Source organism: Streptomyces sp. NPDC038200 (assembly GCF_055600785.1).
Genome location: NZ_JBVJYH010000004.1, coordinates 196501 through 220874, shown reverse-complemented (window position 1 = coordinate 220874; position 24374 = coordinate 196501). Strand labels below are relative to the sequence as shown.

Sequence of the window (24374 nt, the reverse complement as noted above, 5' to 3'; positions counted from 1 at the left end):
CTCAGCCCAGCAGGGCCACCCCCTCGGGCACCTCGATGCCGAACTCCTGCGCCACCACGCGGCGCGCCTCGGCCTCGTCCGTCAGCGTGCGGTCGGTCACCGTCCCGTCGGCGAGGGTCTCGGTGAACCGGTCGCCGTCCAGGGCGAGATGGCGCCCGGCGGTGGTCCGCTGCAGATAGGGGCGCCGGGTGAACGGAGAACGCGGGTGGGTGCCGACGAACCAGTTGAACACCTCGAAGTCCTGCGCGGCGAACGGCTCCCGGGTGAACGCGTACTGGCCGGCCCAGTCCCCGCCCCGCTCGTCGTACGCCTGCAACTCCAGCAGCTCCAGCGGCCCGTGGTGCGGCAGCCGCACCAGCCGGTGCCGGCGCCCGGCGCCCTCGAACCCGGTGTCCGTCACCAGCGGCACCGGCAGCAGCAGCGCGCCGGCCGCGCCGAAGCCGACGTCCGCCAGATACGGCCGCGGGTCGCCCTCGGTCTCCACCTGGAGCATCGCGTGCGTACGCGGCCGGCTCCCCGGCGTCTGCGCGCCCACCGTCACCCGCGCGGCCAGCGGGGTCACCCGGAAGCCGAGCGCCTCCAGTGCCAGCCGGAGCAGGGTGTTGTGCTCGTAGCAGTAGCCGCCGCGCCGGCCGTGGATCATCTTGACCATCAGGTCGGCGGGCGCCAGGGAGGGGGCCGAACCCCGCAGCGGGTCCAGGTTCTCGAAGGGCAGCGACAGGGCGTGCGCCAGGTGCACACCCCGCAGGGTGTCCAGGTCGGCCCGCCGCTCGCCCTTCCAGCCGATGCGGTCCAGATAGGCGTCGAGGTCGTACTGCTCGGTGTCGGACATGCCGTCGAACCTACGCGAGCCCGGCCCGCCCGCGCCGCGTCCGGCGGACCGAACCGCGCTACGCCCCTGGCCCCAGGACCTGTCCGGCCGTCGCCGTCTGCCGCGCTTCGGGCGACGACGCGCGTCGCCGGGCAGGCCCCAGCACCTCCACCCGCACCGCGCACGCCTTGAACTCCGGCATCCGGGACGTCGGGTCCAGGGCCGGATTGGTGAGCGTGTTGGCCCGGCCCTCGCCGGGCCAGTGGAAGGGCATGAACACGGTGTCGGGGCGGATGGCATCGGTGATCCGCGCCGGCGCCACGGCCCGGCCGCGGCGGGAGACCACCGCCACCGGGTCGCCGTCGGCCGCGCCCAGCCGGGCCGCGAGCCGCGGATGCAGCTCCACGAACGGCCCCGGCGCCGCCGCGTTCAGCTCCGCCACCCGCCGCGTCTGCGCCCCCGACTGGTACTGCGCCACCACCCGGCCCGTGGTCAGCAGCAACGGGTACTCCGCATCCGGTTCCTCGGCGGCGGACCGGTGGGCGACGGGGACGAAGCGGGCACGGCCGTCCGGGGTGGCGAACCGGTCGAGGAAGAGCCGGGGCGTGCCGGGATGCGCGCGGCCGGCGGCGGGGGTGCTCTCCGGCTCGCCCGGTGCCTCGCCCGCCGCCGGTTCCTCCGGGCACGGCCAGAAGACGCCGTTCTCCTCGGCCAGGCGGCGGTACGTGATACCCGAGTAGTCGGCCGGGCCGCCCGCGCTGGCCCGGCGCAGCTCCTCGAAGACCTCCTCCGGGTCGGCCGGGAAGCCCTTCTCCACGCCGAGCCGGCCGGCCAGTCCGTGCAGGACGTCCAGGTCGCTGCGGACGCCCGACGGCGGGGCGACCGCCCGGCGGCGCAGCAGCACCCGCCCCTCCAGACTCGTCGTCGTCCCCGTCTCCTCCGCCCACTGGGTCACCGGCAGCACGACGTCCGCCAGCTGGGCCGTCTCCGACAGGACGACGTCGGCCACGGCCAGGAAGTCCAGCGACCGCAGCCGCTCCTCGACATGGGCCGCGCGGGGAGCGGACACCACCGGGTTGGAGCCCATCAGCAGCAGCACCCGGACCTCCGAGCCGAGGGCGTCGAGGAGCTCGTACGCGCTGCGACCGGGACCGGGGAGGCTGTCCGGGTCCACGCCCCACACCCCGGCCACGTGCCGCCGCGCCTGCGGGTCGTCCAGCTTGCGGTAGCCGGGCAGCTGGTCGGCCTTCTGCCCGTGCTCGCGGCCGCCCTGCCCGTTGCCCTGCCCGGTCAGACAGCCGTAGCCGGACAGGGGGCGGCCCGGACGGCCGGTCGCCAGGCACAGGTTGATCCACGCGCTCACCGTGTCGGTCCCCTTGGACTGCTGCTCCGGTCCGCGCGCGGTGAGCACCATCGCCGCCTCCGGCTCGCAGAACAGCCGCACCGCCTCGCGGAGCAGCGGCACCGGGACCCCGGTGATCCGCTCCACGTACTCCGGCCAGTGCGCCATCGCCGCGGCCCGCGCCTCCTCCCACCCCGTGGTCCGCTCCCGGATGTACTCCTCGTCCGTCCGCCCCTCGGCCACCACCAGGTGCAACAGGCCGAGGGCGAGGGCGAGATCGGTACCGGGCCGGGGTGCCAGATGCAGGTCGGCCTGTTCGGCGGTCCGGGTGCGGCGCGGGTCCACGACGATCAAGGTGCCGCCGTTCTCCCGCAGCTCCGTGAAGAAGCGCAGCGACGGCGGCATGGTCTCGGCCAGGTTGGACCCCACGAGGACCACGCACCCCGACTTCGGGATGTCCGCCAGCGGGAACGGCAGCCCCCGGTCGAGACCGAACGCCCGCGTACCCGCCGCCGCGGCCGACGACATGCAGAACCGGCCGTTGTAGTCGATCTGCGAGGTGCCCAGCACCACCCGCGCGAACTTGCCGAGGGCGTACGCCTTCTCGTTGGTCAGCCCGCCCCCGCCGAACACCCCGAGCGCGTCCGGGCCGTACCGCTCCCGCGTCGCCCCGAGCCGCTCGGCGATCCGGTCCAGCGCCCGGGGCCAGCTCGTCTCCACCAGCCGGCCGCCCTCCCGCACCAGCGGCGCGGTCAGCCGCACCGCCGGGGACAGCACCTGTGCCGCCGTACGGCCCTTGCCGCACAGCGCGCCCCGGTTCACGGGGAAGTCGGGCCGCTCGGTGACCTCGACGCCCCCCTGCGGCAGGGGCGTGATGTTCATCCCGCACTGCAAGGCGCAGTACGGGCAGTGGGTGGGCGTCGAGGTCGTCTCCATACGCCCAGCGTGCGTCCGGCGTGTTACGTCCCCGGGCCGCGCCCGGTTACACGCCCGGCACGGCGACCTCCCCGCCGGCCCGGGCGCGGCGTGAGGTCCCGCGCCTCCTACTGCCGGTTCAGGGACCGGGTGACGCCCGCCGCGATCGTGGTGGCCAGCACCCAGCCGGTGGCGATCAGCAGATACGACAGCCACTGGTACGGGCCGCGCGGCCCGAAGGCACTCGCCTGGCCGAAGTCGACGATCGGCAGCAGCAGGTCGAGGGAGTAGACGAGCGGGTTGAACGCCGGCGCCTCGGCGGGCTTGAGAGCGGGCGGATGATGCAGGGCGAAGGCGAGCGTGCCGGTGCACAGCAGCAACAGCAGCCAGCCCGCGGCCCGCATCGGGCGGAAGCCGTAGCCGACGGCCGCGTCCTGGAGCCGGCCCCACAGCCGGGCGTACGGCGGCAGGGTACGGCGGTGGCGGCGGAGCTTGGCCAGCTGCACGGTGCGCGCGGCGGCGTCGTCGCCGACCGTGCGGTACGCGGTGGTCAGCTGCTCGTACGGCTGGGGGAGGTAACCGTCCTGCTCGCGTTCCAGCAGCGGCAGGCGCTGCTCGGCCGGCAGGTGCGGGGTCAGCACCCGGTAGGCGAGCCCGTCGATCCGGACCTGGCGCGGCCACACCTCGGGCGGCACGTGGAGCAGGTCGAGCTGGGCGCGGCGCAGATTGACGGCACCCTCCACGGGCGCGGCCTCCCGCAGCCACAGCTCCCCGATCACACTGCTGCTGGCGCGCAGGGCCTGGCCGCCCGGGTTGGACAGGCGGGCATGGGCGAGGTTGAGCTGACGGGGGATCCGGGCACCGCCCAGGTTCACCCGGCCGCGGGTCCGCAGCCGCATGGCGTGCAGGTCGGTGCCGACCGTCAGGACCTCGGCCTGCAGCGCGGTCTCTCCCGGGGCGTTCAGCTCCGCGTCGTCGAGGTTCACCTGATTGCGGACGACCGCCCCGTTCAGGAGGACCTTTCCGTGCGCGACCAGGCCCGGGGCCCATACGTCCGTGCCGATCTCGGCGTGGTTGAGCTGGAGGACGGCCTCCTCGGGGACCTCGCCGGGCCTGCCGAGCCGCACACCGTTCGCGAACAACGCCCCGGACAGCTTCGCGCCCTGCATGCGCACCGGCCCCGTGATGCGGCAGCAGGTGATCCGCACGACCCCTTCGGCGCGCAGGTTCCCGGCCGTCAGCCCCGGCAGCACCGAGTCGCTCAGGACCAGGGCGCCGATCTGCGCGCCGTACAGATCGGGCGCCTCCTCGAAGTGGCAGAAGCGCAGCCGGACGGGGTGGCCGACCTTGCCGTACTTGAGGTCCAGCCGTCCGGTGATCCGCGCACCCGTCACCTTCAGGCCGGCTATCCGGCCCTCCCGCACCGGCCCGTCCAGCAGCAGCTCCCGCAGCACCTCCGCCCGCAGCGTGCGCTCCGGGCCCCACGAGGCGCCCTGCTCGGGATCGTCGCCGTCCTGCCGGAAGTCGACCCCCTCGCCGAGCGGAAACGCCTCCACGACGCGGCGCTCGGCGGGCGTCGGCTCCATGGTCGTCATGTTCAGTGCCGCGTTCCCGCCAGGGCCTCGGCGACCCCCGGCTCCTTCGGCCCGAGGAAGCGCGGATCGGGCCGGAGCAGCACGTCCAGCGCCGCCTTGCCCGCCGCGAACACCTCGCGCGTGCCGCCGTAGTACCAGGTCGCGTCGTGCTTGGCGTCGACCCCGACGCCGTAGGAGTCCACCCCCGCGGCCTCGCACAGCGCCACCGCCCGCCGGATGTGGAAGCCCTGGCTGATCAGCACCGCCCGGTCCACCCCGAAGATCTTCTTGGCCCGGACGCAGGAGTCCCAGGTGTCGAACCCCGCGTAGTCGCTGACGATCCGCGCGTCCGGCACCCCGTGCTTCGTGAGGTACGTGCGCATGGCGTCCGGCTCGTCGTAGTCCTTGCGGCTGTTGTCCCCGGTGACGAGGACGACCTCGATCCGCCCGTTCCGGTACAGCTCGGCCGCCGCGTCCAGCCGGTGCGCGAGGTACGGCGACGGCCGCCCGCCGTCCCACAGCCCGGCCCCGAACACCACCGCCACCTCGGCGCGCGGCGCGTCCGCGGTCGTCCGCAGCCGGTCCGCCGTGGAGACGTACAGCCACGTCGACGGCAGCAGCGCCAGCACGCACCCGGCCATCACGGCCTGCACCAGCCGCCGCCACCCCTTGCGCGTGCGCGGCAGCCGCGGTCGACGGATCCTCATACGGCCCCCCGGTGTTCGGTCCCGACCCATTCGGTTCCGACCAAGGAGGACGCGAGCGCCGGCGATCCGGTTCGCCTCACATCGCGCATCCGTGCGAGGTGAACGCGCGGAAAATACCCGTGACGGCCGTGCAACGGGCGCGCAACGTCTCCCGGCGAGGATCCTTCCATGACGGCGACCCCCTTCAGCACCGGCAGCCGGCAGGTCCTCCCGATGGGCCGCCGCCGCCCGGCCCCGCCCGCCCTGGTCCTGGTCGCCCACGGCAGCCGCGACCCCCGGGCGCTGACCACCGTTCGGGCCCTCATGGCACGGGTACGGAGGCTGCGCCCCGCCCTCCCCGTCCGCCTCGGCCACATCGAGCTGAACGACCCCCTGCTCCCCGACACCCTGGCCGCCCTCGGCGACACCCCGGCCGTCCTGGTCCCGCTCCTCCTCGGCCGCGGCTACCACGTCAAACAGGACATCCCCGAGATGGCCGCCGCCGCGTCCGCACCCACGCGCGTGGCCGCCCCGCTCGGCCCGCACCCGCTGCTCGCCGAGGCCCTGCACGCCCGCCTGCGGGAAGCCGGCTGGCCCTCCGCCCCGGACGACACCGCCCGCCGCTCGGCCGCGGTCGTGCTGGCCGCCGCCGGCTCCCGCGACCCCGACTCGGCCGCCGACACCGGCCGCACCGCCCGTCTGCTGGCCGACCGCCTGGGCGTCCCCGTGGTCCCCGCGTACGCCTCGGCGGCGGCCCCGGACGTCCCCACGGCCGTGCGCGCCCTGACCGCCCGCGGCAGGCACCGGGTGGCGATCGCGTCCTACTTCACGGCCCCGGGGCGGTTCGCGACGCAGTGCGCGCGGACGGCCCCCTGGATCGCCGCCGACCCCCTGGGAGCCCACGAGGCGATGGCCCGCCTGGTCCTGCACCGCTACGACCAGAGCCTGACGACGAGGTCGAGGGAAGCGGCCTGAGGGACGCGGGGCCGTGACGGACACGGCCGCCGCGCCGGGCGGGAGCGACCGGCCGCGACGGACCCGCACCCGCCGAACGGCAGGATCCGGCGGCCCCTCGGGGACGGACACCCCCCGAATGTCACAGCCGACCCGTACTGTCGAATCATGGAAGGCACCGCACGCGAGAACGACTACGACCCCACGTCCGTCGAACGCTGGGCCCCCGAGCCCGACAAACGCCCAGGCCGCACCGCCTTCCAACGCGACCGTGCCCGCATCCTCCACTCGGCCGCCCTGCGCCGCCTGGCCGGCAAGACCCAGGTGGTCACCCCGGGAACCCGCAGCCGTGCCTGGGACGCCAGCCCCCGCACCCGGCTCACCCACTCCCTGGAGTGCGCCCAGGTCGGCCGCGAGCTGGGCGCCGCCCTCGGCTGCGACCCCGACCTGGTGGAGGCGGCCTGTCTCTCCCACGACCTCGGCCACCCGCCCTTCGGCCACAACGGCGAGACCGCGCTGAACGAGTTCGCCGACGACTGCGGCGGCTTCGAGGGCAACGCCCAGTCCCTCAGGCTCCTCACCCGCATCGAGCCCAAGCGCTTCACCGAGGAGGGCTCCGTCGGCCTCAACCTCACCCGCGCCGCCCTCGACGCCGCCACCAAGTACCCCTGGCCGCGCGGCACCCACCCCGCCGACCCCACGTCCCCGAAGTTCGGTGTGTACGCCGACGACCGCCCGGTGTTCGACTGGGTCCGGGCCCACGCCCCCGGCACCCGCACCTGCTTCGAGGCCCAGGTCATGGACTGGGCGGACGACGTGGCGTATTCGGTGCACGACGTGGAGGACGGCCTGCACGCCGGCCACATCGACCCCAACTGCCTGCACGCCGAGCCCGAACGGCAGGCGGTGTTCGAGGTCGCCGTCGGCCGGTACGTCCGCGCGGACACCGACCCGGCCGAGCTGGCCGCGGCCCTGGACCGCCTCCAGGAGGAGGAGTGGTGGCCGCACGGATACGACGGGACCGCGGTCGCCCAGGCCCGACTGAAGGACGCCACCAGCCAGCTCATCGGCCGGTTCTGCCTGGCCGCCGAGGCCGCCACGCGCGCCGCCCACGGCACCGGCCGGCTCACCCGCTACGCCGCCGAACTGGTCGTACCCCGCGAGACCCGCATGGAGTGCGCGGTGCTCAAGGCGGTCGCCGACCGGTACGTCATGCAGCGCGCCGAGCAGGAGCGGCTGCGCGCCGACCAGCGGGTGATCGTCGCGGAACTGGCCGAGGCGCTCACCGCCCGCGCCCCCGACGGCCTGGACCCCCAGTTCCGGGCGCTGTTCGACGCGGCCGAGGACGACCGGGCGCGCAAGCGGGTGATCGTCGACCAGATCGCCTCCCTCACCGACGCCTCCGCCCGCTCCCTGCACGCGAGACTGACCGGACACCTGTAGACCGGGCACCTGTACACCGGCAACACGCGGACCGGACACCTGTGGACCGGGCACACGTGGACCGGGCATATGTAAAGGGAACATGACCCTCGTGGCCTGAACGGGTCACTCCCTCTTCCCGCAGGCCGCCGCGTGCGGGAGGCTCGCATGTGGCGGCACCCTTACGAGGAGGCATCAAGTGGTCGACGCGGATCAGACATTCGTCATCGTCGGAGGCGGCCTCGCCGGCGCGAAGGCGGCCGAGACGCTCCGGGCGGAGGGTTTCAGCGGCCGGGTGATACTGATCTGCGACGAACGCGACCACCCGTACGAGCGCCCCCCGCTGTCCAAGGGCTACCTGCTCGGCAAGGAGGAGCGGGACAGCGTCTTCGTGCACGAGCCCGCCTGGTACGCGCGGAACGACATCGAGCTGCACCTCGGCCAGACCGTGGACCGCGTCGACCGTACGGCGAAGACCGTCCGCTTCGGCGACGACGGCACCCTCGTGCGGTACGACAAGCTGCTCCTGGTCACCGGCGCCGAACCGCGCCGCCTCGACATCCCCGGCACCGACCTCGCGGGCGTCCACCATCTGCGCCGTCTCGCGCACGCCGAACGCCTCAAGGGCGTCCTCCAGCACCTCGGCCGGGACAACGGGCACCTGGTGATCGCCGGTGCCGGCTGGATCGGCCTGGAGGTCGCGGCGGCGGCCCGCGAGTACGGCGCGGAGGTCACGGTGATCGAACCGGAGCCGACCCCGCTGCACGGCGTCCTCGGCCCCGAGCTGGGCAACGTCTTCGCCGAGCTGCACCGCGAGCACGGCGTCCGCTTCCGCTTCGGCGTGCGGCTCACCGAGATCGTCGGCCAGGACGGCATGGTCCTCGCGGCCCGCACGGACGACGGCGAGGAGCATCCGGCGCACGACGTCCTCGCGGCGATCGGCGCGGCGCCGCGGACCGCACTCGCGGAGGCGGCGGGCCTGGAGATCGCCGACCGGGCGCACGGCGGCGGCATCCTCGTGGACGCACGGCTGCGCACCTCCGACCCGGACGTCTACGCGGCCGGTGACGTGGCGTCCTTCCCGCTCGGCCCGTTCGACACCCGGGTCCGCGTGGAGCACTGGGCGAACGCCCTGAACGGCGGCCCGGCCGCGGCCCGCGCGATGCTCGGCCGGGAGCTGACCTACGACCGTGTGCCGTACTTCTTCACCGACCAGTACGACCTGGGCATGGAGTACAGCGGATGGGCGCCGCCCGGTTCGTACGACGAGGTGGTGATCCGGGGCGACGCCGGGAAGCGGGAGTTCATCGCGTTCTGGCTGAAGGAGGGGCGCGTGCTCGCCGGCATGAACGTGAACGTGTGGGATGTCACAGAGCAGATCCAGAACCTCATCCGTACCCGGTCCCAGGTGAACACGGAGGCCCTCGCCGACCCCCACGTACCGCTCGACGGGCTGGTTCCCTGACGTCCGTGGCCGCCGGCACTGTCACCGCGGCCCCGTAGAATTCACGCGTGGCAGGACGGATCAACGACGAGGACGTGAAGGCGGTACGGGACGCGGTCCCGATCGACGCCGTGGTCTCCGAGTACCTCCAGCTGCGCAACGCGGGCGGCGGCAACCTCAAGGGGCTGTGCCCGTTCCACGACGAGAAGTCGCCGTCCTTCCAGGTCAGCCCCAGCAAGGGACTCTTCCACTGCTTCGGCTGCCAGGAGGGCGGCGACACCATCACCTTCGTGATGAAGGTGGACCACCTCTCCTTCTCGGAGGCGGTCGAGCGGCTGGCCGCCCAGGCCGGCATCACGCTGCGGTACGAGGAGGGCGGGTACAACCCCTCCCACCAGCGCGGCGAACGGATCCGCCTGGTCGAGGCGCACAAGATCGCCGCGCAGTGGTACGCGGAGCAGCTCGCCACCAGCCCCGAGGCCGAGACCGGCCGGATCTTCCTCGCCGAGCGCGGCTTCGACCAGGCCGCCGCCGTCCACTTCGGTGTCGGCTACAGCCCCCAGGGCTGGGACCACCTCACCCGCTATCTGCGCGGCAAGGGCTTCACCGACAAGGAGCTGACCCTCTCCGGACTGTCGCAGGAGGGCCGCCGCGGCCCGATCGACCGGTTCCGGGGCCGGCTGATGTGGCCCATCCGGGACATCGGCGGCGAGGTCGTCGGCTTCGGCGCCCGCAAGCTGTACGAGGCGGACAACGGCCCGAAGTACCTGAACACGCCCGAGACGGCGATCTACAAGAAGTCCCAGGTCCTCTACGGCATCGACCTGGCGAAACAGAACATCGCCAAGACCAGCCGGGCCGTCGTGGTCGAGGGCTACACCGACGTCATGGCCTGCCACCTGGCCGGTGTGACGACGGCCATCGCGACCTGCGGTACGGCCTTCGGCGGCGACCACATCAAGATCCTGCGCCGGCTGCTGATGGACAACGGCTCGGCCCGGGTGATCTTCACCTTCGACGGTGACGCGGCCGGGCAGAAGGCCGCGCTGCGCGCCTTCGAGGACGACCAGAAGTTCGCCGCCGAGACGTACATCGCGATCGCGCCCGACGGCATGGACCCGTGCGAGCTGCGGCTGGCCAAGGGCGACGAGGCGGTCGCCGACCTGACCGAACCCCGCACCCCGCTCTTCGAGTTCGCGCTCCGCCAGATCGTGGGCCGGTACGACCTGGACACTCCGGCGGGCCGTGCGGCGGCGCTGGACGAGGCCGCCCCGATCGTCGCCCGGATCAAGAACAGCGGCGCGCAGCACGAGGTCGCCGTCGAACTGGCCGGCATGCTCGGCATCCTCGACACCCAGTTCGTGGTCCGCCGGGTCGCCCAGCTGGCCCGCTGGGCCCGCGAGGGCAAGGGCCCGCAGCAGCAGGGCCGGTCCCGTCCGGCCGGGCCCCAGTGGACCGAGGCGCCCCGCCCCGCCAACTCCGGCCCGGCGCTGACCCTGCGCAACCCGGTCCACGCCGCCGAGCGCGAGCTGCTCAAACTCGCCCTCCAGCGCCCCGAGCTGGTCTCTCCCGCCTTCGACGCCTACGGGACGGACGAGTTCACCGCGCCGCCCTACGCGGCCGTGCGCCAGGCCGTCGCGGAGGCGGGCGGCGCCGAGTACGGCGTGCCCGATTCGCAGGAGTATCTGGTCCGGGTCCGCGAGGCCGCGCCCGACGACACGGTCCGCGCGATGGTCACCGAGCTGGCCGTGGAGCCGATCCTGCGCCGCACGGTGGACGAGACGTACGCCGGGACGGTCCTGGTGCAGATCCGCCGCCGGGCCGTGGAGCGCCGCATCCGCGACATCCAGTCCCAGCTGACCCGCCTGGCCGCCGGCGGCGACCCCGCCCAGCTGGCCGCCGTGCAGAACGAGCTGTGGGTCCTCCAGCAGTACGACCAGGCTCTGCGGGTGCGGGGCGCGGAGGCGCTCTGAACCGGGCCGGCCCTCCGCCCGGGGAGGCTCGGCAGGCGGGCCGCTCCGGCGGGCGGTGATCCCGGCCCGGACCCCCACGGCCCGGATCCCCCCGGGGGCCGGACCGCCGCGGCCCGCAGGTGCCGTTCGCATAGTCCGGCCGAGCGGATGACCGCCCCGTCACGGACCGGACGCAAAAAGTCACCGCACGCCCCTCGTGGCGGCCTTGTGTCGTACCCCACACTGGGGGCGGTGCCCGAGTCCTCGGAGCGCAGGCCGTCGACTCTCCGCTCCCGAAGTACCGCTGCCGCACACCTTCAGCAGCGATCATCCTGGAGGTCGCCCCCCGTGCAGACCCAGACCCTCACCCAGACCGACGGCAGTACGAGTGCCACCAGCACCACCGTGGACGAGCCGGACGCGGAGACGGACGTCCTGACGGCCGTGCCTCCGCAGAGCCGTTCCGCCGCACACCCGGAGGCGGGGGCCGGCGATCCGGCGGAACCGCCCGCCGAGGTCCTCGCGGAGGAGCCCGAGGAGGTCGAGGAGAGCGCCGAGCCCGTCGAGGTGCCCGCCGCCCGGGCCGAGACGAGCGGCCCCTCGGCCGATCTGTTCCGCCAGTACCTGCGCGAGATCGGCCGCATCCCGCTGCTCACCGCCGCGGAGGAGGTGGAGCTGGCCCGCCGGGTGGAGGCCGGGCTGTTCGCGGAGGAGAAGCTGGGCAGCACCCCCGACCTGGACAGCGAGCTGGCCCTCGACCTGGACCGGCTCGTCGTGATGGGGCGGGTGGCCAAGCGCCGGCTCATCGAGGCGAACCTGCGGCTCGTCGTCTCCGTGGCCAAGAGGTACGTCGGCCGCGGGCTGACCATGCTCGACCTGGTCCAGGAGGGCAACCTCGGGCTGATCCGGGCCGTGGAGAAGTTCGACTACGCCCGCGGCTACAAGTTCTCCACGTACGCCACCTGGTGGATCCGCCAGGCCATGTCCCGGGCCCTGGCCGACCAGGCCCGGACCATCCGCGTCCCGGTCCATGTGGTGGAGCTGATCAACCGGGTCGTCCGCGTCCAGCGGCGGATGCTCCAGGAGCGGGGCAGCGAGCCGACCGCGGAGGAGGTCGCCGCCCATCTGGACCTGCTGCCCGAGCGGGTCGGCGAGGTGCTGCGCCTCGCCCAGGAGCCGGTGTCGCTGCACGCCCCGGTCGGCGAGGAGGACGACGTCGCCCTCGGCGACCTCATCGAGGACGGCGACGCGGCGAGCCCGGTCGAATCGGCCGCGTTCCTGCTGCTGCGCGAGCACCTGGAGGCGGTGCTGTCCACGCTGGGGGAGCGGGAGCGGAAGGTCGTCCAGCTCCGGTACGGGCTGGTCGACGGCCGCCCGCGCACCCTGGAGGAGATAGGCCGCATCTTCGGCGTGACCCGCGAACGGATACGGCAGATCGAGTCCAAGACCCTCAACAAGCTCCGCGACCATGCCTTCGCGGACCAGCTGAGGGGCTATCTGGACTGACGCCGGGCGCGGACCGGCGGGACCGGTCGCGCGGTTCCCCGGGCCCCTGCGGGGGGCGCTGCGGGCGCCACCGGTGCCTCGGCCGGCGCGGGCGGAACCCGTCCGCGCCGGCCGAGGACACCGCTCAGTCGACCTCGGCGACCGCCTGCGCGAACTGCGCCTTGTACAGCCGGGCGTACGCCCCGTCGGCCGCCAGCAGCTCGGTGTGCGCGCCCTGTTCGACGATGGAGCCGTTCTCCATGACGAGGATCGTGTCCGCGTCCCGGATCGTCGACAGCCGGTGCGCGATCACGAACGACGTACGGCCGGCGGCCAGTTTGGCCATCGCCTTCTGGATCAGCACCTCCGTCCGCGTGTCCACGGAACTCGTCGCCTCGTCCAGCACCAGGATCACCGGGTCGGACAGGAACGCCCGCGCGATGGTGATCAGCTGCTTCTCGCCGGCGCTGACGCCCGTGCCCTCGTCGTCGATGACGGTGTCGTACCCGTCGGGGAGCGTACGGATGAAGCGGTCCGCGTGGGCCGCCCGTGCCGCCTCCTCGATCTCGCCGCGCGTGACCTCGCGCGAGGCGCCGTAGGCGATGTTCTCCGCGATGGTGCCGCCGAACAGCCAGGTGTCCTGCAGCACCATGCCGATGCCGGCCCGGAGTTCGTCCCGGGTCATCCTGCGGATGTCGACCCCGTCCAGGGCGATCCGGCCGCCGGACACGTCGTAGAACCGCATCAGCAGGTTGACCAGCGTGGTCTTGCCGGCGCCGGTCGGGCCGACGATCGCCACCGTGTGCCCCGGCTCGACCGTGAGCGACAGGTCCTCGATCAGCGGCTTCTCGGGGTCGTACCGGAACGACACATGCTCCAGCCGCACCCGTCCGCGCAGTTCGGCCGGCCGCTCGCCCGGCACCGGATCCGCCTCCTGCTCCTCCGCGTCCAGGAGTTCGAAGATCCGCTCGGCGGACGCCACACCCGACTGCACCAGGTTCGCCATCGACGCGACCTGCGTCAGCGGCATGGAGAACTGCCGCGAGTACTGGATGAAGGCCTGGACGTCACCGATGGAGAGGGCGCCCGAGGCGACGCGCAGACCGCCGACGACCGCCACGAGCACGTAGTTCAGGTTCGACACGAACATCATCAGCGGCTGCATGACACCGCTGTGGAACTGCGCCTTGAACCCGGCCTCGTACAGCGCCTCGTTCTGCTCGGCGAACTGCTTCGCCGACTCCTCCTGCCGGCCGAACACCTTCACCAGGGTGTGCCCGGTGTACATCTCCTCGACGTGGGCGTTCAGCTTGCCGGTGGTCCGCCACTGCTGCACGAAGTGCGGCTGGGACCGCTTGCCGACCCGGGTGGCGACCACGAACGACAGCGGCACGGTGACCAGCGCGACCAGCGCCAGCAGCCAGGAGACCCAGAACATCATCGCGAGCACGCCGATGATCGTCAGCACCGAGTTGATCAGCTGGCCCATCGACTGCTGGAGCGTCTGCCCGATGTTGTCGATGTCGTTGGTCGCCCGGGACAGCACCTCGCCGCGCTGACGCTTGTCGAAGTAGGACAGCGGCAGCCGCGACAGCTTCGTCTGCACGTCCTCCCGCAGCCGGTACATCGTGCGATTCACGGCCCGGTTGACCAGCCGGGTCGCGATCGCCATCAGCAGGCCCGCGACGAGGAACGTGCCGAGCGCGAGCAGCAGGACGTGCCCGACGGCGTCGAAGTCGATGCCCTTGCCGGGGGTGAAGTCGGTGCCCTTCAGCATGTCCGCCAGCCGGCCCTGGCCGCGCTCGCGCATGGAGTCGAGGACCTGGTCCTTGGTGGCGCCGGCGGGCATCCGCCGGCCGATGATGCCGGAGAACACCAGGTCGGTGGCCTTGCCGAGGATCTTCGGGCCGATCACGTTGAGGCCCACGCTGACGACCACGCACACCAGCAGGCCGTAGATCGTGATCCGTTCCGGTCTGAACTGGGCGACGAGCCGTTTGCCCGACCCCTTGAAGTCCATCGAGCGCTGGTCGGGGCCGCCCCCGGCCATCATGCGTCCCATGGGCCCGGCCATCAGGCGGCCTCCGCTTCCGTCAGCTGGGAGAGCACGATCTCCCGGTACGTCTCGTTCGATGCCATCAGCTCGGCGTGCCGGCCGGAGCCGACGACCCGGCCCTCGTCCAGCACGATGATCCGGTCCGCGTCCCGGATGGTCGCCACCCGCTGGGCGACGATGACGACGGTGGCCTCGGCGGTCTCCTGGGCCAGCGCGGCGCGCAGGGCCGCGTCGGTGGCGTAGTCGAGGGCGGAGAAGGAGTCGTCGAAGAGGTAGATCTCCGGGCGCTGCACCAGCGTGCGGGCGATGGCCAGCCGCTGCCGCTGGCCGCCGGAGACGTTCGTGCCGCCCTGCGCGATCGGGGCGTCCAGGCCGCCCTCCAGCTTCTGCACGAAGTCCTTGGCCTGCGCCACCGCCAGCGCGTGCCACAGCTCCTCGTCGGTGGCGTCCGGGTTGCCGTAGCGCAGGTTGGTGGCGACGGTGCCGGCGAACAGGTACGGCTTCTGGGGCACGAGTCCGACCGTGCGGGCGAGCAGGTGCGGCTCGACCCGCTGGACGTCCACGCCGTTCACCAGGACCTCGCCCTCGGTGGCGTCGAAGAGCCGGGGAACGAGTCCGAGCAGGGTCGACTTGCCGCTGCCGGTGGAGCCGATCACGGCGGTCGTCTCGCCGGGCCGGGCCGTCAGGTCGATGGACTTCAGCACCGGCTCCTCGGCACCCGGATAGCGGAAGCCCGCGCCCCGGATCTCCAGGTGCCCGTGCGCGCGCAGCTCGCTGACGGGGGCCGCCGGCGGCACGACGCTCGAATCGGTGCGGAGGACCTCCTGGACGCGCTCGGCGCAGACCTCCGCGCGCGGCACCATCATGAACATGAAGGTGGCCATCATCACGGACATGACGATCTGCATCAGATAGGCGAGGAACGCGGTGAGGTCGCCGATGGCCATCTGGCCGCTGTCGATCCGGTGGGCACCGAACCACACCACCGCGATGGACGACAGGTTCACCACCGTCATGACGATCGGGAACATCAGGGCGAGCATCCGGCCGGTGGCCAGCTGCATGTCGGTCAGTTCGCCGTTGGCCTTCCCGAACCGGCCCTGCTCGTACGCGTCGCGGACGAAGGCGCGGATCACCCGGTTGCCGGTGATCTGCTCGCGCAGCACCCGGTTCACCGTGTCCAGCCGGACCTGCATCGACCGGAACAGCGGGCGCAGCCGGCGCACGATCAGCGTCACGGAGATGCCGAGCACCGGTACGACCGCGACCAGAACACCGGACAGCGGTACGTCCAGACCGAGTGCCAGCACGATCCCGCCCACGCACATGATGGGCGCCGACACCATCAGGGTGAACGTCATCAGGACCAGCATCTGGACCTGCTGGACGTCGTTCGTCGTACGGGTGATGAGCGAGGGCGCCCCGAAGTGACCGACTTCACGCGCGGAGAAGGACTGCACCCGGTCGAAGACGGCCCCCCGCACGTCCCGGCCGAGCGCGGAGGCGGTCCGGGCGCCGTAGTACACGGCACCGATGTTGCACACGACCTGCGCGAGCGAGATGCCGATCATCAGGGCGCCGAAGGACAGGATGTAGTCCGTGTCCCCCTTCACGACACCGTTGTCGATGATGTCCGCGTTCAGAGTGGGCAGGTAGAGGGTGGCGCAGGTCTGCAGGAACTGCAGCAGCACCAGGATCGCTATGGGTTTCTTGTAGGGCCTGAGATAGGTCCGCAGAAGTCGTATGAGCACGCTACGTCTCTCGGAGTCGGCGACAGGGGCTGGTCGGTTGCCCTTGGCCCCTATCGTCGAACACTCCACCCGCGTTACCTCAACCGATTAACCCGACGGTGCGCGCTCCTACGGCCCTGAGGTTGCGCGGCGTTGCGCCGCATTCCGACTCCTACGGGTGAAACGCCCCCGGGTGGGTCTGCTCCCGCACCGCGGTGAACTGCTGCCGTACCGCCTGCCCCACGGCCAGTTCCTCGCCCGGCTCCAGCACCTGCGCCGCCGCGCCCTGCCAGGCCGGCGGGGTGCGCGGATCGAGGGTGCCCTGCGACGCGCCGAGCGCCCAGGCCGCCTGCCGGGCCGCGCCGATCGCCGCGTAGTCCGCGGGCTGCGGTACCACCACCTGTGCGCCGAACAGCGACGGCGCCGAGGCCTGCACGGCGGGCAGCTCGGCGGCCGGGCCGAGCAGGAAGACCCGCCGTACCTCCACGCCCCGCCCGCGCAGCACGTCCAGCGCGTCCGCGAGCCCGCACAGCATGCCCTCGAACGCGGCCCGCGCCAGGTGCTCGGGCTTCATCGACTCGCGCCGCAGCCCCGCGAGCGTCCCCGCGGTGTGCGGAAGGTTCGGCGTCCGCTCGCCCTCCAGGTACGGCAGCAGCACCAGCCCGTGCGCCCCCGGCGTGGACTTCGTCGCCAGCTCGGACAGGCTCTCCAGATCCGGCAGGCCGAGGAGTTCGGCGGTGCCGCGCAGGGTGCGGACGGCGTTCAGGGTGGTGACGACCGGCAGGTGCATGCCGGTGGCGTCGGCCAGGGAGGTGATCATCCCGGACTGGTCGGCGAGCGCCTCGGGGTGCACCGCCATCACGGAGCCGGAGGCGCCGAGCGAGACGACCGCGTCCCCCAGCCCGATCCCGAGGCCGAACGCGGCGGCCATGGTCTCCCCGGTGCCGGCGGAGATCAGCAGCCCCTCGGGGGTCGTCCCGGCCGCGTCCGCGGGGCCGATCACCTCCGGGAGCATCGCCTGGTGGCCGAGCGCCAGCTCGACCAGGTCGGGCCGGTAGGCGCCGGTGGCCGCCGACCAGTAGCCGGTGCCGGAGGCCCCGCCGCGGTCGGTGGTCCGGCGGACGGGGCGGCCGAGCAGCTGCCACACCAGCCAGTCGTGGGCCTGGAGGAGCACGGCGGTGCGCAGCGCGTTCTCCGGCTCGTTCTTCGCGAGCCAGCGCAGCTTGGTGACCGGCTGGGCCGCCTGCGGAACGCTTCCGACGCCCTGCGCCCAGGCTTCCCGGCCGCCGAGCGCGTCCACCAGGTCGGCCGCCGCGACCTGGGCGCGCTTGTCGCCGCCGACCATGGCCGGGCGGACGGTGTTGCCCTGGGCGTCGAGCGGGATCAGCGCGTTCTGCTGCGCGGACACGCCGATGGCCTGCACGCCCTCCAGCAGACCGCCCCCCGCGGCCTCGCCCAGGGACAGCAGCCAGGCCTGCGGGTCGACGTCGCTCGGGCGCACGCCGTCCGGCGCGTCGACCGGGTGCGGTGCGTATCCCTGCCGGAGCACCGCGCCGGTGTCCGTGTCACAGACCACGATGCGCGTGAAATCGGGCGAGCTGTCCAAGCCGGCGACTATCCCCATGCGGAGAATTTTGCAGCATCCCTGCGCATGCGTCGGCCGAGGGCGCCCGAGGGGGGTGGGGCGCGCGGTTCGCGGGCGCGGGTCCGGGGCGGCCCGGCACGCTGTTCTCCCTTCCCCCGGAGGGGACGGTCACCCGCGCCGCGCGGACCCCCTAGGTGTTGCTCGTGCCCCAGTCGTCCTCCGGCGTTCCGTTGACGCCGCGCTCCCGCAGGGACCGCACCCGCTGGGCCACGGACTCCGGGACCCGGTCACCGACCTTGTCGCTGACCGTGTGGAAGGCCTTGCCGGCGTAGACGCGGCCCTGCTGGGCTGCCGTCTCGGCGGTGTTGCGGACCGCGGGGTTCTGCGCGATCTGCCGGGCCGACTTCTTCAGCTGCTCGTAGCGTTCGCGTCCGGCCCTCGTGCCGAGTACGTAACCGAGGGCCAGACCGGTGAGGAACGTGAGCCGGTAACGCATGGCTGCCACCCTTCCCGTGCGTAGGTCTGTGGTGCGGCGCTGGTGTCGGGGAGTACCGATTGGCGGAGCACCCCCCTGCTTGCGCTAATGTATGTGTCGCAGCGAGCGACCGCCCCCTGGCGAATACCCGGGTAGGTGCGTTCGATGCAACGAGGCGATCCTCCGTAGCTCAATTGGCAGAGCAGCCGGCTGTTAACCGGCAGGTTACTGGTTCGAGTCCAGTCGGGGGAGCTTCGGTCCTCCGTAGCTCAATTGGCAGAGCAGCCGGCTGTTAACCGGCAGGTTACTGGTTCGAGTCCAGTCGGGGGAGCGCTGAACGAGGACCCCTCCGGGGTCCTTTTTCATGTCCGCGGGAACCGCCGCGCCTGCGGGGATGTCCTCAAGGTCATGAGCAGCGCAGAAGCCGACCATCCGAAGCAGGAGATCGTATGAGCGGCTATGCTGCGGCAGACGGCGCGCACACTTGTACGCGACACGCCGCTATGGGGCGGTAGCTCAGCCGGTTAGAGCAGCGGACTCATAATCCGTCGGCCGTGGGTTCGAGTCCCACCCGCCCCACCCAGGCGCCTCGGCGCAGGAACGTTTTCACCTGTGCCACAGCGTTAACCCCCTCCCATGGGAGGGGGTTACGGCGTTTTCGGAGATCGTTGGCGGGCGGACCGTGCCGCCGGGCCCCGGGGGCCGCGTGATGTCGATCACTCGGCCCGGCGCACGCCTCTCACGCGGCCGGTTCCGGGAACCAGGACACCATCTCGTGGTACGCCGCCGGCGGCTCGTCGGTGTCGGAGAGCCAGTCGGTCTCGCCCCGGCGCCACTCGTAGGCGTGGTGGCGGGCGCCGAGTTCCTCGACGAGTTCCGCGGCCAGCCGGGAGGCCTCGTAGAGGTCCTGGTCGGTGCTCTGGGAGCTGGCGGCGACGATCAGGCCGCGCACCTGTGCCGAGTGCCCGTAGCGGAAGGCGCCGGTGCCGAGCAGGTGCGGGTCGGTGTGCACGGACGTGCCGTTGTCGGTGCCGAGGCGCCGGTGTGCGACGGCCTTGGCCGCGGCCTTCGGCAGGAAGCGGCGCGCGTCGTCCCCGACGGTGACGGCGCCCAGTACCGCGTCGGCGGGGCCGGTGCCCGCCTCGGCCGTCGGGTCGAGGACGACGAAGCCCATCGCGGGGCGCGGGTAGGGGCCGCGCGGGGCCTTGCCCTCGGGGGCGGAGTGGTTGCGCAGGATGCTCTCCGCCCGGCGGCGGCCCAGGTCCGCCAGCAGGTCGGTCAGTTCCCCGTCGGTGAGCATGTACGTGTAGGGGTTGCGGCGTATGGCCGCCTCGACGCGGAGTGTGCCGGCCGTGCTCGTCACGCCTGTCTCCTCCTTGCTGCGCTGCCCGGACCCGGGGCCCGGAAGGGGCGCCGCACCCGGTGGCGCGGCCCGGAGAACCGTAGCCTCCGGATCGTCCGCGCGCTATAGGTCTGGACCACTTCGGCGATCTTCTGACGCCCTGACAGCCCTCTCAACTGGGCAGACACCGAAGGGTGTTCCTGTGAATCGACTGCGCGGCGGCATTCCCTGTTGACCTTGAGGTGAAGGGGCACGTAGATTCCCGTCCCGTCATGATCAATGGTCCAGACCAGCCTTTCGGGGCCTCTCTGGGCTTTCCATTCGACGATCCCCCTTCTCGGGGTGCGCGCTGTGCTCTCAGGCTGCTGGGAGAAGGGGCGAAGGGGATGTTTGTCTTGACGACGCAGGTGCTTTCGGACCTTGCGCAGAAGTTCACGGCCGACGGATTCGCCGCCGTCGGAGAACTGGTATCACCCGGTGAACTCGCGGTTTACCGGGACATCTACGACCGTTTCCTGAGCGGTGACATCGAAGCGGGCGACAAGCGATCCGATCTCGGTTCCCACGTCCCGCGAAAGGACGGCGTACGGGAGAACATCACCCAGATCATGTGGCCGTCCGCCCTCCATCCGCCGCTGCGGGAACTCCCCCTGCACCGGAAGGCGCTCTCCGTCGCCCGCGAACTCATCGGTGACGACGCGGAACTCGACTTCGACATGATGATCCACAAGGATCCGCACACCGCCGTCCCCACGCCCTGGCACCAGGACGCGGCCTACTGGGTCGACATGCCCGACCACCGGGCCGTCTCGATCTGGGTGGCACTGGACGACGCGGACGTCGACAACGGCTGCATGTGGTACGTGCGCGGCTCGCACGAGCAGCCGCTGCGCCCGCACCGGCCCACCAGCGACGGCAGGAACATCGAGTGCGACTGCTCCGAGGACGAGCCGGGCGCCACCGCGGTGCCGCTGCGGGCGGGGGAGGCAGCGGCCCACTCCGGCTTCACGCTGCACTACTCCCGCGGCAACACCACGGACGGCACGCGCCGCGCGTACATCCTCAACTACCGCCCCGCCGCCATGATCCGGCACGAGCGGGCGCAGGGCGCGGACCACGGACTCAACGAGAACGTACGGCAGGTCCGCAACACGGGCTTCGTCGAGGACTGACCCCCCAGGTCGCCGACACCTCCACCGCCGGGCCGGCCCCCCGCCGGCCCGGCCCCCCAACAGCCAGACGGGAACGTTGTGAACGCTGTCATTCTGACGGGTGCCGTGATGACCCACCCGCGACGCCGCGCGGCGGCCGAGGCCATCGCGGCGAAGGACCCGCGGGGGCGTATCCGCGTCGTCGCCGACCCGGACCCCTCCGGGCCGCCCACCGCCCTGCGCACCGCCGATCCGTCGTGGAGCTGCGCCGGGGCGGACGCCACCCACCACGTGGTCTTCCAGGACGACGTCCTGATCGCCGAGAACTTCTTCCCCTACCTGGAAAAGGTCGCCGCCGCCGTCCCCGGTGAAGCGGTCGCCTTTTACGAGGGCTGGGAAGGCAGAAACAGCGGTGTCGTACGCCTCGGAGCGCTCACGGGCGCGCATTGGGCCTATGCCATCGACGAACACGTCCCGTCGCTCGCGCTGATGCTGCCCGCCGAAGCCGCCCGCGGATACGAACGATTCGCGGCGGAACACGGCAACGGCTGGCCCTACGACGTGGTGATCCAGCGGTATCTCAAGGCACTCGACATTCGCGTGCGCATCGCCGTCCCCAGTACGGTCGACCACGACGACGTGCCGAGCATCGCCGGAAACAGCACCCACGGATGGCGCAGGGCCACATTCTTCACCGACCGCGCGGACTTTTTCCCCGAACAGACGGACAACGGCGCGTGTCCGGAATTCTCCGTGGTCCCCTTCTATCAGTACGGCGAGTCCAAGTGCGCGGTACGGCACCCCGACGGCTGGGAGTATCCGGACACCGACCGCCATCTGCGGCGCATCGGGCTGCTCGACCGCTGCGACGCCGCGTTCGCGGCGGCCGATCTCCCCGCCCTGCCCGGCACGGTGTGCCGGCAGGTGTGGCTCACCGCCTTCGCGACGGGTGTCGTGGTGGCCGGTCTGACGGAGCGGGACCCCGAGCCCGCCGTGGCGGCGGCGGTGATGGACTCCCTCGGCCCCGGTGGCCTGTGCGAGGAGTACACCGGCGCCGAACTCGTGCCGATGATCCCGCTCGTCCGCGAACTCGCCCTGACCGCCTTCGCCGCCGGCCGGGCCGCCCACCGCGCCACCGCCGGCACCCCCCGCCCCACCCCCGCGCCCGGCGTCGTCGTCACCGGCGGCGACCCGTCCTTCGCCGCACAGCTGGCGCGGCTGCTGACCGACGCGGGCTGCGCGGCCGTGCACGCCGAGCGGCTCGACCCGGCCGCGCCGCACATGCCGCGGACCCCGGACGCCGTCGTCCACCTCGGCGCCCCGCACGGCACCGGCTACCCCCTGCCCGACCTGCTCGCCGACGCCGAGAAGCTCGGCGCGCGACGGCTGATCCACGTGGGCTCCGCCGCCGTCTACCGCGGGGGCGCCGCCGAGGACCGCACCGAGGACTCCGTCCGCGAACGGCCCGAGGACGCCGAGGCCCGGCAGTGGTGGGACGCGGAGGAGCGGTGCCGCAGCTGGGGCCGGCAGACCCGTACGCCCGTGCAGATCGTGCGCCGCGCCGAACCGGTGGGACCGCACGCCCCGCTCGGCGGAGTCCTCGCCGACTGGATGCTGCGGGCCTGGACCCGGCGCCCCATGACCCTGGTCGAGGGCCGCCGGCACCAGGTCGTGGACCACCGCGACCTGGCCGGCGCACTCGCCGCGCTCCTCGCCCGCCCGGCCGGCGCCGAGATCTACAACGTCGCGTCCGCCGGCTACGACGAGACCGCGTTCGCCGAACTGGTCACCGAGACGGCCCGCCGCACCCCCTGGGAGCGGGCGACCGCCCCCGCACCGCACACCCCGGTCATGTCCACCGACCTGATCACCGCCGAGACCGGCTGGCAGCCGTCGGCCGCCGTCCGCGACGGCGCGCGGGCCCAGGCCCAGTGGCTGGCCTGCGACACCCACGACGACCTGACCGGGCTGTGGCGCACCCCGGGCGCGGCCGGGAGCGCGCAGGAGGACACCGGCGCACGACAGGCCGCCGATGGCTGAGCGGCGGGCGGCGCCCGAGTCGGCCACGGAGACCGGGATCTTCGCCCCGCCGTACCTCGCCGCCACCCTGACGTTCGCCGTGGTGATGTTCCTGACCGGGTTCGCCGCCCTGGCCGTGGTGCCCACCCTGCCGACGGCGGCCCGGGAACTGGACGGCGTGTCCCTGTTCCCGGTCGTGGCCGGCTGCTTCGTCGCCGCCAGCCTGTTCGGCGGGGTGCTGGGCGGGCACTGGGCGGACCGGGCGGGCGCCCGCCGGCCCCTGGCGCTCGGCATGGTCCTGTCGGTGCTCACCCTGCTGGTGTCCGCGTCCAGCGTCTCGGTCTGGCAGCTCGCCGCCGGCCGGTTCGTGGACGGACTGGCCGCGGGCATGGTCGCGGTGTCCGTGACCACCGCCATCGGCCAGGCCTACCCCGAGCACCTGCGGCCCCGGATGCTCGCGATGATGAGCGCCAGCTGGGTCATCCCCTCCCTGGTCGGCCCGCCGCTGGCCGGCGTGGTCGTCCAGTGGTGGTCCTGGCGCGCGGTCTTCTACGGACTGGCCGTGCTGACGGCGCTGCCCGCCGTCGCCCTCGTCGTCGTACTGCGCCGCCCGGCCCCGGGCGGGGGCGACGGGCCGGCCGACGCACCGCCCGCCGCCGAACGGGCCGCCCGCCCCCCGCTGCTGATCGCGGCCATGCTCAGCCTGGGCGCGGCGCTCGGCCAGTACGGGGTCTCCGACTGGGACCTGCGCCACCTGGCCTTCGTCGCCGTCGGCCTCGCACTGCTCGTCGCGTTCGCCCCGCGGCTCCTGCCGCGCGGCACCTGGCGCAGCGCCCGCGGCCTGCCGACCGCGGTGCTGCTGCGCGGCCTGACCTCCGGGACGTACTTCACCATCGAGGCGCTGGTACCGCTGATGCTGATCACCGAACGCCGGGTCGCCGCGATCGTGGTCGGCGTGGCGTTCACCGCCTCCGCGGTGCTGTGGGCCGGCGCCTCCTGGGTGCAGGGCAAGACGCTCCAGCACGTCGCCCGGCACCGCCTCGTCACGGCCGGCGCCCTGGTCATGACCGCATCCGTGGCCCTCGCCGTGGCCGGCTGCTTCGGCGGTCTGCCCCCGGTCACCGCCGCGGCGGCCATGCCGCTGTCCGCCATCGGCATGGGCCTGCTCGACCCCTGCGTCACCGTGCTCTCCCTCCGGCACAGCCCCCCGCACCGACAGGGCCACACCACCAGCGCCATGCAGACCAACATGAACCTCGGCCAGGTCGTCGTGCTGGCGCTGGCCTCCGCGGTCCTCAACGCCTGCCTGGCCGCCGGCACCACCCCGCTCGGCGGCTACCGCCTGGCCTTCGCGCTGCTGCTCCTGCCCACCCTGCTGGTCGCCCTGCTGGCCGTCCGTGCCCGCGGCGACTGAACCGCCTCCGCTCGTCC

General features: G+C 72.9%; 16 protein-coding genes, 3 tRNA genes and 1 pseudogene. 11 read left to right on the top strand and 9 right to left on the bottom strand.

The features are described 5' to 3' along the window. Position 1 precedes the first annotated feature (1 nt). From ACZ7KF_RS10830 to ACZ7KF_RS10815, 4 genes are all read right to left on the bottom strand, one after another. Positions 2-832, bottom strand: a complete 831-nt coding sequence (locus ACZ7KF_RS10830; protein ID WP_471071469.1) for an arylamine N-acetyltransferase family protein — start codon at positions 830-832, stop codon at positions 2-4. 58 nt (positions 833-890) lie between these two features. Continuing rightward, on the bottom strand, positions 891-3089 hold the full coding sequence (locus ACZ7KF_RS10825; RefSeq protein WP_471071466.1) for a molybdopterin oxidoreductase family protein: 2199 nt from the start codon (positions 3087-3089) through the stop codon (positions 891-893). A gap of 107 nt (positions 3090-3196) precedes the next feature. Next, positions 3197-4663 (bottom strand): membrane-associated oxidoreductase, encoded by a 1467-nt coding sequence (locus tag ACZ7KF_RS10820; protein WP_471071462.1) that lies wholly within the window; start codon positions 4661-4663, stop codon positions 3197-3199. Positions 4664-4665: 2 nt separating this feature from the next. Then, positions 4666-5349, bottom strand: a complete 684-nt coding sequence (locus ACZ7KF_RS10815; RefSeq protein WP_471071459.1) for a SanA/YdcF family protein — start codon at positions 5347-5349, stop codon at positions 4666-4668. 168 nt (positions 5350-5517) lie between these two features. Between ACZ7KF_RS10815 and ACZ7KF_RS10810 the strand changes: the two genes are divergently transcribed. The 5 genes and pseudogenes from ACZ7KF_RS10810 (at position 5518) to ACZ7KF_RS10790 (ending at position 12606) form a co-directional block, all read left to right on the top strand. Beyond that, positions 5518-6303: a sirohydrochlorin chelatase gene (locus ACZ7KF_RS10810; protein WP_471071456.1), complete on the top strand. Its 786-nt coding sequence runs from the start codon at positions 5518-5520 to the stop codon at positions 6301-6303. Between the two features lie 147 nt (positions 6304-6450). Next, entirely contained in the window at positions 6451-7725 is a 1275-nt protein-coding gene (locus ACZ7KF_RS10805; RefSeq protein WP_471071453.1) for a deoxyguanosinetriphosphate triphosphohydrolase, read from the top strand. Between the two features lie 178 nt (positions 7726-7903). Further along, entirely contained in the window at positions 7904-9169 is a 1266-nt protein-coding gene (locus tag ACZ7KF_RS10800) for an NAD(P)/FAD-dependent oxidoreductase (RefSeq protein WP_471071451.1), read from the top strand. A gap of 47 nt (positions 9170-9216) precedes the next feature. Beyond that, on the top strand, positions 9217-11121 hold the full coding sequence (gene dnaG / locus ACZ7KF_RS10795; protein WP_471071448.1) for a DNA primase: 1905 nt from the start codon (positions 9217-9219) through the stop codon (positions 11119-11121). A 283-nt stretch (positions 11122-11404) separates the two neighbouring features. Next, a pseudogene (locus ACZ7KF_RS10790) lies at positions 11405-12606 on the top strand (RNA polymerase sigma factor). Positions 12607-12730: 124 nt separating this feature from the next. Here ACZ7KF_RS10790 and ACZ7KF_RS10785 read toward each other — a convergent pair. The 4 genes from ACZ7KF_RS10785 to ACZ7KF_RS10770 all read right to left on the bottom strand — a co-directional run bounded on the left by ACZ7KF_RS10785 (position 12731) and on the right by ACZ7KF_RS10770 (position 18452). Next, complete coding sequence (locus ACZ7KF_RS10785) at positions 12731-14659, bottom strand: ABC transporter ATP-binding protein (protein WP_471071445.1); 1929 nt, start codon at positions 14657-14659, stop codon at positions 12731-12733. Continuing rightward, a complete protein-coding gene (locus ACZ7KF_RS10780; RefSeq protein ID WP_471071443.1) occupies positions 14659-16392 on the bottom strand; it encodes an ABC transporter ATP-binding protein in 1734 nt (577 codons plus the stop codon). The genes ACZ7KF_RS10785 and ACZ7KF_RS10780 overlap by 1 nt, the downstream gene beginning before the upstream one ends. Before the next feature lie 151 nt (positions 16393-16543). Beyond that, positions 16544-17995, bottom strand: a complete 1452-nt coding sequence (locus tag ACZ7KF_RS10775) for an FGGY family carbohydrate kinase (protein WP_471071441.1) — start codon at positions 17993-17995, stop codon at positions 16544-16546. Between the two features lie 151 nt (positions 17996-18146). After that, positions 18147-18452, bottom strand: coding sequence for a YtxH domain-containing protein (locus tag ACZ7KF_RS10770; RefSeq protein WP_225821448.1), 306 nt, complete (start codon positions 18450-18452; stop codon positions 18147-18149). A 158-nt stretch (positions 18453-18610) separates the two neighbouring features. On the opposite strand from ACZ7KF_RS10770, the gene ACZ7KF_RS10765 reads away from it, so the two are divergent. The 3 genes from ACZ7KF_RS10765 to ACZ7KF_RS10755 all read left to right on the top strand — a co-directional run bounded on the left by ACZ7KF_RS10765 (position 18611) and on the right by ACZ7KF_RS10755 (position 19010). Beyond that, positions 18611-18683 (top strand) — tRNA-Asn (locus ACZ7KF_RS10765). A gap of 6 nt (positions 18684-18689) precedes the next feature. Further along, positions 18690-18762 (top strand) — tRNA-Asn (locus ACZ7KF_RS10760). Between the two features lie 174 nt (positions 18763-18936). After that, positions 18937-19010 (top strand) — tRNA-Ile (locus ACZ7KF_RS10755). 160 nt (positions 19011-19170) lie between these two features. Here the strand turns inward: ACZ7KF_RS10755 and ACZ7KF_RS10750 are convergent. Next, the gene (locus ACZ7KF_RS10750) at positions 19171-19794 is read right to left on the bottom strand and encodes a hypothetical protein (RefSeq protein WP_471071438.1); all 624 of its coding nucleotides are present in this window, start codon (positions 19792-19794) and stop codon (positions 19171-19173) included. 365 nt (positions 19795-20159) lie between these two features. Here ACZ7KF_RS10750 and ACZ7KF_RS10745 point away from each other — a divergent pair, with 365 nt between their 5' ends. The 3 genes from ACZ7KF_RS10745 (at position 20160) to ACZ7KF_RS10735 (ending at position 24357) form a co-directional block, all read left to right on the top strand. Further along, positions 20160-20945: a phytanoyl-CoA dioxygenase family protein gene (locus tag ACZ7KF_RS10745; protein ID WP_471071435.1), complete on the top strand. Its 786-nt coding sequence runs from the start codon at positions 20160-20162 to the stop codon at positions 20943-20945. A gap of 108 nt (positions 20946-21053) precedes the next feature. Then, complete coding sequence (locus ACZ7KF_RS10740) at positions 21054-22964, top strand: NAD-dependent epimerase/dehydratase family protein (RefSeq protein WP_471071432.1); 1911 nt, start codon at positions 21054-21056, stop codon at positions 22962-22964. Beyond that, positions 22957-24357, top strand: a complete 1401-nt coding sequence (locus tag ACZ7KF_RS10735; protein WP_471071429.1) for an MFS transporter — start codon at positions 22957-22959, stop codon at positions 24355-24357. The genes ACZ7KF_RS10740 and ACZ7KF_RS10735 overlap by 8 nt, the downstream gene beginning before the upstream one ends. Positions 24358-24374: the final 17 nt, after the last annotated feature.